We start from the raw sequence: 6,722 nt of genomic DNA, 5'->3' as shown, positions 1-6,722 counted from the left end.
AAATTCATAAGACATAGCGGACAATAAATATAAAGGCGCCGTTTCCGTTCGTAGTATTCTAGGTCCAAGCGATACGGCAAGAAATCCTGCTTCCTGTAGCATTTCTGCTTCCTCTCTTGCCAATCCGCCCTCCGGTCCGAAAACAACTAATATCGACTGTTTATGATACACGTTTTTCAGCCGGTCTGCAATCTTATGAGGAATATCACTTTTTGCATCTTCTTCGTCTGCGAACAGTTTGACGTCAAAGTTGGCAGCTGATTCAATCAATTGTTTCAGATTGTGGACCGAATGAATTTTCGGTATGTAATTGCGATGGCACTGTTCGGCTGCTTCTTTTGCGATTTTTTGTAGACGTTCTATTTTTTTACCGCTTTTCGAAGCATCCCATTTAACGATTGAACGCCCGGCTGCAAAAGGAATTAGAGCAGTCATTCCAAGCTCTGTTCCTTTTTGCGTGATTAGATCCAGCTTATCACCTTTCGGAAGACCGCAGGCTAGCGTCACTTGAATGGGCATTTCAGCATCCTGTCCGAGCTCGCGCTGCTTTTCGACGACTACGTGGTTATCTGTGATTTCATTAATGACCGCCACAGCTGCAGTTCCGTTATAAACCGTAATGATTTCATCCCCGGGAGTCATTCGCATTACTTTGACGATATGCTTGAAATCTTCTCCGGCTACGGACAGAGTATTTTGCTCATCAAAAGAGTTTTCTATAAAATATCGCTGCAAGGTTTACTCACGCCCTTTACGCGCAATGATGGCTACCCAGTCTTCCATAAGTACCGTCTCAACGATTTCAAATCCTTTAGAAATTAAATCATCACGCACTTCATCACGTTTTTGTCCGATAATACCAGACGTAATGAATAAGCCGCCTGGTTTGACGAGATCAAATGCATCTTTTGAAAACGACATGATGATGTCTGCCAGAATGTTTGCGATAATCAGATCAGGCGGTTCTTCTATTGAATCCAAAAGATTACCTTTAAGAACAGTGATGCGGTCCTCCACATGGTTATACGCAACATTTTCCTGCGCCGCGCGGACTGCCACTTCATCTAAATCAAGTGCAGTAATTTGTTTAGCACCAAGCAATGCCGCTCCTATTGCAAGTACACCCGATCCTGTACCGACATCGACAATTGTCTGCTCGGGCTCCAGATATTTCTCCAGCGCCTGCAAGCAAAGAACAGTTGTTGGATGTGTACCCGTACCGAATGCCATGCCAGGATCTAATTCGATGATTAATTCATCCGTTTCAACAGGCGTATACTCTTCCCAAGTAGGCACAATGGTAAACCGCTGCGAAATTTTCACCGGATGGTAATATTGTTTCCATGAATTCGCCCAGTCCTCTTCATCGACCTCAGTTATGCCAATGGTAAATTTGCCTGGATCCAATGAAAATTGACGAAGTCCTTCAATTTCCAGCTCCAGTTCCTGAACAGTTTCATTAATGAAACTGTTGACAGGCAGATAGGCTTTAATGACGACTCCTTCATTTGGGAAATCGTCCCGATCCAGTGCATACATCTCTCCAAACTGATTGACACGTTCTTTATCAGGTTCTTTGGAGTCTTCAATAATGACGCCGCTTGCTCCCGCTTCGTGCAGGATATTTGCGACAGCCTCAGTTGCCTCGTGCGTAGTATGGACGGAAACTTCAGACCATTTCACAGCTCTTCAATCCTTTCATTCGCCTTTGAAAGTACGCTTGATTTTATCAAAGAATGAACTGGAGTACTCATCAGGTGTTTCTCCCTCAATAGAAGCAAACTCTCGCAGCAATTCTTTTTGTTTCTCAGTCATTTTCTTCGGTGTTACTACTTTGACAATTACGTGCTGATCACCAATTCCGTGACCGTGTACATTCGGAACTCCTTTACCGCGCAACCGGAAATTTGTGCCGTTCTGTGTACCTGCAGGAATTTTCAATTTCACTTTCCCGTGTACAGTAGGAACTTCCAATTCATCTCCGAGTGAAGCCTGCGGGAATGTCAATGAAAGCTCGAGGATAATATCGTCTTCCTCACGAATGAACTTCTTATGTGGACGTACATTAAAGACAATATATAAGTCCCCTGGAGGTCCGCCGTTAATTCCAGCTTCACCCTGTCCGCTGACACGCAGACGCTGTCCCTGGTCGACACCTGCCGGAATGGATACTTCAATTACTTTCTTTTTATTCACACGACCTTTGCCGTGACACGTCTCACATTTTTCAGGAATAATTTTACCGGTTCCCTGACAAGTAGAACATGTTCTGCGGTTGACCACTTGGCCGAACGGTGTGTTCTGTGCAACAGAAATTTCACCCGAACCCTTACATTCTGTACAAGTCTTCACACTAGTACCTTTTTTAGCGCCGGTTCCGTCACATGTATCACAAACTTCTTCACGCGGAATTTCGATTTCAGTCTTTTTGCCGAAAATCGCGTCCATAAAGTCCACTGTCATTGTATATTGCAGGTCGTTTCCTTTTTGCGGTGCGTTCGGATCGCGTCTTCTTGCGCTGCCGCCGAAAAATGTGCTGAATATGTCTTCGAAGCCAAAGCCTTCAGCACCGCCACCGCCGAAACCACCAAACCCTTGATTCGGACCTTCATGGCCGAATTGGTCGTAGTTCGCACGCTTACTCTCGTCACTCAGCACTTCAAATGCTTCAGTAACCTCTTTAAACTTCATTTCAGCATCCGCTTCTTTGTTTAAGTCTGGATGGTATTTTTTAGAAAGCGATCGATATGCTTTACGTATTTCTTCTTTTGTGGCGGATTTAGAGACACCCAACACGTCATAGTAATCTCGTTTACTCATTCATTTGCACCCCTTGTCGCATTTTATCTGTGGCCCATTGTACCACGTGGAAAATGAATTGTGTTAACAAACGAAAAAGTCAAAGCCGGAATTTCGGACTTTGACTTTTCCGTCAAGATTTATATAAGTTGAATTTCAAAACTTGTATTGCAGCAGATACTTAGTTCCGTTGATTGCCGTTCCAGACGGACGCTTTTTCGCTTCGCTCCCCTAAGTTGTCATCACTTGTCGGGCTGATCCTTCCAGAGTGCGTTTAGCTGTGGGCTGCGAAGTGAGTCCTGCAGCTATTGCCGCAGGACGCGGCAATAGCTGCTTTGCACTACAATCAACTGAGCAATATTTACAATGCATGGTTACTAGTCTAAAACGTTAATTCAACTTAAATATTTTATTTATTCTCTTTGTCGTCTACTTCTTCAAAGTCTGCGTCGACTACATCGTCTTCTGGAGTACCTTGCCCTGCACCTTCAGCTGCTTGCGCTTCTGCTGCAGCCTGCTCGTACAATTTAACAGAAAGTGCCTGAACCAAACCGTCGAGTTTTTCTTTCTTCGTACGGATTTCTTCAAGATCTCCTGATTCATTAGCAGCTTTCAACTCGTCCAATGCATCCTGAGCTTCTTTGATTTCTGCTTCGTCTACTTTACCTTCAAGATCTTTCAGCGTTTTTTCAGCCATGAACACTAACTGGTCCGCTTCGTTGCGTAATTCAGCTTCTTCTTTACGCTTCTTGTCGTCTTCAGCGTGTGCTTCAGCGTCTTTTACCATTTGTTCAATTTCTTCGTCAGATAAGCCTGATGAAGACTGGATTGTAATGTTTTGCTCTTTCTGTGTTCCAAGGTCCTTCGCTTTAACGTTTACGATACCGTTTTTGTCAATATCAAAAGTTACTTCGATTTGTGGAACACCGCGTGGTGCCGGTGGAATATCAGTCAATTGGAAACGGCCAAGCGTTTTATTGTCTGTCGCCATCGGGCGCTCACCTTGCAATACGTGAATATCTACTGCCGGCTGATTATCTGCTGCAGTCGAGAATACTTGCGACTTACTAGTAGGAATTGTTGTGTTGCGATCAATTAGTTTTGTGAAGACAGAACCCATTGTCTCAATTCCTAATGAAAGTGGTGTAACGTCAAGCAATACTACGTCTTTAACGTCACCAGTCAAGATTGAACCTTGAACTGCAGCACCCATCGCTACTACTTCGTCCGGGTTAACGCCTTTGAACGGCTCTTTTCCTGTTGCTTTTTTAATTGCTTCCTGTACAGCAGGGATGCGTGTTGATCCGCCGACAAGGATTACGCGGTCGATATCAGATGGAGAAAGATCTGCATCTTTTAACGCCTGACGTGTAGGAACCATTGAGCGTTCTACTAAACCAGCTGTTAATTCATCAAATTTACCGCGTGTCAATGTGATTTCCAAGTGAAGAGGACCTGCATCTCCAGCAGTGATAAACGGCAGTGAAATCTGAGTAGAAGTCACACCTGACAAATCTTTCTTCGCTTTTTCGGCTGCATCTTTCAAACGCTGCATTGCCATTTTGTCTTTTGAAAGGTCAATCGCATTCTCTTTACGGAATTCCTGTACCAGATAGTCGATGATGATATCATCAAAGTCGTCTCCGCCAAGTTTGTTGTCACCTGCTGTAGAACGAACCTGGAATACACCGTCGCCTAACTCAAGGATGGAAACGTCAAATGTACCGCCACCCAGGTCATATACAAGAATCGTTTGGTCTTCGTCTGTTTTATCCATACCGTAAGCAAGTCCTGCAGCTGTTGGCTCGTTAATGATACGCTCTACTTCAAGACCAGCAATAGTTCCTGCATCCTTTGTTGCCTGGCGCTGTGCATCGTTAAAGTAAGCAGGCACTGTAATAACTGCTTTCGTTACTTTTTCCCCTAAGTAGTCTTCTGCATAGCCTTTCATGTATTGAAGGATCATTGCAGAAACTTCCTGTGGTGAATACTCTTTGCCGTCTGCTTCTACTTTGAAGTCAGATCCCATATGTCTTTTAACAGACATGATTGTGTGTGGATTTGTAATGGACTGGCGCTTTGCCACTTCCCCTACTTGACGCTCGCCATTTTTAAACGCAACGACTGAAGGAGTTGTACGGTTACCTTCTGGGTTTGGAATAACTTTCGCTTCTCCGCCTTCATATACTGCTACTACTGAGTTTGTTGTACCTAAGTCAATACCGATAATTTTACTCATGTGTGATTTTCCTCCTAGTTTTCATCAAATAATGTAAGTTACTCGTTTACTCTTACCATGGAAGGCCGCAGAACGCGTTCTTTCAGCTTATACCCTTTTTGCAGTTCTTCCAAAACAATTCCAGACTCTTTTGTTTCATCGTTTCCTGTCATCACAGCCTGGTGGAAATTTGGATCAAATTCCTGATCTTTTGCTTCGATTTCTTCCAAGCCTTCTGATTTCAGTGCTTCTACTAATGAACGATAGACCATGTCCATTCCAGTAAGAATCGACTGGCTTTCTGCTTCTTTCACTTCCACAGAAAGTGCGCGTTCAAAGTTATCCAGAACAGGAAGAACGTTCACCATTACGCTTTGCGATCGATAAGTCTGAAGCGCCTGGTAATCAAGTGAAGCACGTCGTTTGACGTTCTCCATATCAGCCAGCACACGTAATTTCTTGCTTTCCTCTTCTTCAAGCGCTTTTGTCAGTTCGTCTATTTTTGCTGTAAGTAGTTCTGTTTCACTGAGTTCTTCGGCAGGTTCATTCTGCTGTTCAGTTGTTTCTTCCAGAATTTGCTCTTCATCAGAACCAGTCTCATTCTGATCGTTTGGTTGGAGTTCTTCTTTTTCAGTCACGTGTCTTGCCCCCTGTCTGCTTCTTGTCCGATCGTCAGCCGGTGTAGTGCAGAAGATAAATCACTACTTAGAATATCAAGCAAAGTGATGACTCTTCCGTAATCCATCCGTTTCGGACCAATAATTGCAATGGAACCTTCCATATTCTCACCTGCTGAATAAGTAGAAGTGATTACACTGTAATCTTCCATATCAATTACTTTGTTCTCGGAACCAATGCGAACGTGGATCCCCTGGTCGTTCTTTTGAAACAAAGCCATAGCGGGATTTCCTTTTTCCATCAGTTCAAAGAATGCCTTCATTTTTTGAAAGTCATGAAATTCAGGCTGTTTCCACATATTCAATTTACCACCGAAATAAAGTCGTTCTTCAGGCTCGACTGCAACAGCATGCTGCAGAGAACTGAATAATTTCTCGGCTTGGTGAATATGTTGCTGAAATACATGTTTTGCTTCTTGTAGCAGCTTTTGCTGAAGCTGTACAAGAGAGGTGCCTATCAGGCGTTCATTTAAAATATTGACCGTCTTTTCAATATCAGAGGCAGACAGTCCTTCTGGAACGTCGAAAATTCGATTCTCCACATGGCCATTGTCCGTTACGATAATCGCAACAGCTTTCTTCTGATCCAATGGAACAATTGAAAATTTCTTTACAGCATGCGTCGAAGTATCAGGGCCGAGCAGGATGGAAGTATAATTCGTCAGTTCAGACAAAATCGTTGCAGATTTCCGAATTAATTCTTCTGACTCTCCTACTTTTTCCTGAAATACAGTTCGCAACTGTATACTGTCTTCCAAATTCAAGGTCTGTGGCTGTAATAAATGATCCACAAAAAAACGATAACCTTTTTCAGATGGAATCCTTCCAGATGATGTGTGAGTCTTTTCTAAATAACCCATATCCTCCAGATCTGCCATGTCATTCCGTATTGTAGCTGAACTGTATGGCGCTTCCGGTTTCTTTGACAGCTGTCTGGAACCAACGGGCTGGGCAGACTCAATAAAATCTTTCACCGTCAATTGCAGTATGAGTAATTGTCTGTTTGTCAACATGATCATCACTCCTGT

Annotated in this window: 6 protein-coding genes; all 6 read right to left on the bottom strand. The window is 43.5% G+C overall.

Annotated elements, in window-relative coordinates; translation table 11 throughout:
* The coding region (locus Q1J64_RS13650) for a 16S rRNA (uracil(1498)-N(3))-methyltransferase (RefSeq protein WP_301109642.1) at positions 1-735 on the bottom strand (735 nt) is incomplete at its 3' end.
* Positions 736-738: 3 nt separating this feature from the next.
* Complete coding sequence (gene prmA, locus Q1J64_RS13645) at positions 739-1,683, bottom strand: 50S ribosomal protein L11 methyltransferase (protein ID WP_301109640.1); 945 nt, start codon at positions 1,681-1,683, stop codon at positions 739-741.
* Positions 1,684-1,698: 15 nt separating this feature from the next.
* On the bottom strand, positions 1,699-2,820 hold the full coding sequence (gene dnaJ / locus Q1J64_RS13640) for a molecular chaperone DnaJ (protein ID WP_301109639.1): 1,122 nt from the start codon (positions 2,818-2,820) through the stop codon (positions 1,699-1,701).
* 388 nt (positions 2,821-3,208) lie between these two features.
* The gene (dnaK, locus tag Q1J64_RS13635; protein WP_301109638.1) at positions 3,209-5,038 is read right to left on the bottom strand and encodes a molecular chaperone DnaK; all 1,830 of its coding nucleotides are present in this window, start codon (positions 5,036-5,038) and stop codon (positions 3,209-3,211) included.
* A 38-nt stretch (positions 5,039-5,076) separates the two neighbouring features.
* Positions 5,077-5,655 (bottom strand): nucleotide exchange factor GrpE, encoded by a 579-nt coding sequence (grpE, locus tag Q1J64_RS13630; protein WP_301109636.1) that lies wholly within the window; start codon positions 5,653-5,655, stop codon positions 5,077-5,079.
* Positions 5,652-6,707, bottom strand: coding sequence for a heat-inducible transcriptional repressor HrcA (gene hrcA / locus Q1J64_RS13625; RefSeq protein ID WP_301109635.1), 1,056 nt, complete (start codon positions 6,705-6,707; stop codon positions 5,652-5,654). Before hrcA ends, grpE begins: the two co-directional genes overlap by 4 nt.
* Positions 6,708-6,722: the final 15 nt, after the last annotated feature.

Origin of the sequence: Sporosarcina sp. (assembly GCF_029257255.1) — a bacterium.
Taxonomy (GTDB): Bacteria; Bacillota; Bacilli; order Bacillales_A; family Planococcaceae; genus Sporosarcina.
The sequence above is the reverse complement of the archived record's forward strand: the minus strand, read 5'-3'. Positions and strand labels throughout refer to the sequence as shown.